The organism is Pseudomonas sp. 31 R 17 (assembly GCF_900004915.1).
Classification (GTDB): domain Bacteria; phylum Pseudomonadota; class Gammaproteobacteria; order Pseudomonadales; family Pseudomonadaceae; genus Aquipseudomonas; species Aquipseudomonas orientalis_A.
Window position 1 is genome coordinate 1 of sequence record NZ_CVTN01000030.1, and the last position, 1,589, is coordinate 1,589.

Annotated in this window: 2 protein-coding genes; both read right to left on the bottom strand. The window is 56.5% G+C overall.

What is annotated here, in order from left to right; translation table 11 throughout:
* Positions 1 to 38 precede the first annotated feature (38 nt).
* Positions 39 to 881 (bottom strand): IS3 family transposase, encoded by an 843-nt coding sequence (locus BFP89_RS00850; protein WP_065883306.1) that lies wholly within the window; start codon positions 879 to 881, stop codon positions 39 to 41.
* Positions 878 to 1,186, bottom strand: a complete 309-nt coding sequence (locus BFP89_RS29125; RefSeq protein WP_065883309.1) for a transposase — start codon at positions 1,184 to 1,186, stop codon at positions 878 to 880. The genes BFP89_RS00850 and BFP89_RS29125 overlap by 4 nt, the downstream gene beginning before the upstream one ends.
* Between the last annotated feature and the right edge of the window lie 403 nt (positions 1,187 to 1,589).

Below are 1,589 nucleotides of genomic sequence, written 5' to 3' on the forward strand. Positions count from 1 at the left end.
TGAACTGGTCAAGTAATCCCGGACACCGATTACGGTGTTTATGCCGCTTTTTGCTCCATGGCTATTGGCGACAGGTAGTTGTTGTAGCTGTGGAGCCTGATTCGGTTGTATCGCATGAAGAAGCTGGTCATATCCCGCCTGGCTTCTTCAACTGTCGTGTAGCCCTTATTGGGCACCCACTCTGATTTAAGCGTCCCAAAGAAACGCTCTGTTGGCGCGTTGTCCCAGCACTGCCCCCTGCGGCTCATGCTTTGCGTTATCCCATGCTCCAGCAGCTCGGACTGAAAGAGCTGGCTGGTGTATTGGCTGCCTTGATCCGAATGAAACATCAAGCCTGCATGTTTGCCTCGAACCTCCACCGCCATTCTCAGCGCCTTGCTAACCAGGTTGGCGTCGTTGATCAGGGAAAACGCCCAGCCAACGATTCGGCGGGCGAACAGATCAATGACCGCTGCCAAGTGATACCAACGTTTACCAACCATCAGGCTGGTAACGTCGCCGCACCAGGCCTGATTGATTGCGGTTGGCTCGAAGTTACGCTCGAGCAGATTCTTGGCCACAAATGCTTCGACGCCTCTAGAGCGATACTGATGGCGGCGGCGCTGTCTGCTGGCCAGATTTGCCTCCGCCATGAGTTTTCCGGCCAGATGCCGTCCCACCTTGATCTGCTGGGCTTTCAAGTGCTGAGAGATCATCCGCGCGCCTGCACTTCCCCGGCTTTGGTCATGCAATTGCACGACTTTTGCTCTGAGCGCGTCACGCTTGGTATTCGGCACTGAGCGACGCTTAAGCCAGTCATAAAACGCGCTGCGGGAAACGCCCAGCGCACTGCAAAGCAGGCAGGTCGGATACGAACTCGACTCTCTCAGCTCCTCGATCAGGAAAAACGATCGGGATCCGACATCAAGAGAGCCGTAGCCTTTTTTAAGATTTCAGCCTCGGTCTCCAGGCGCTTGACCTTGGCTCGCAGCTGTTGAAGCTCTCGCTGTTCATCGCTGATTGCCTTAGTACCTGCCACTGGCTGCCCTTTCTGACGCTCTTTGCGAACCTGCTCAATCCAACGGCGCAGAGCCGTGGGGCCAACCTCCATCGACGCACAGACGTCAGGAACTGAGCAGTTATCATCAAGAACCATGCTTACAGCACGTTGCTTGAACTCGCGGGTGTAGGTCTTTCGCTCTTGCATGAAACCTCCTGATTGGGCGAATCATATCGCCCTTAAGAGGTGTCCGGGAGCATTAGGCCAGTTCAGCTTGCCCCCGATGGCGGCCTCAGAGCCGGCCGGGATGTTGTGTCGATCCCGATCCAAATGTGGGAGGGGGCTTGCCCCCGATGACGGCCTCAGAGCCGACCAGGATGTTGTGTCGATCCCGGTCCAAATGTGGGAGGGGGCTTGCTCCCGATGACGGCCTCAGAGCCGACCGGGATGTTGTGTCGATCCCGGTCCAAATGTGGGAGGGGGCTTGCTCCCGATGGCGGCCTCAGAGCCGACCAGGATGCTGGATCAGACCGAGTACATATCCGTTTCTGCGGTAACGGCTGCTATGGGTTCCGCTTTTACAGCGGCTCACTTTTGAAAAGCGCAAAAG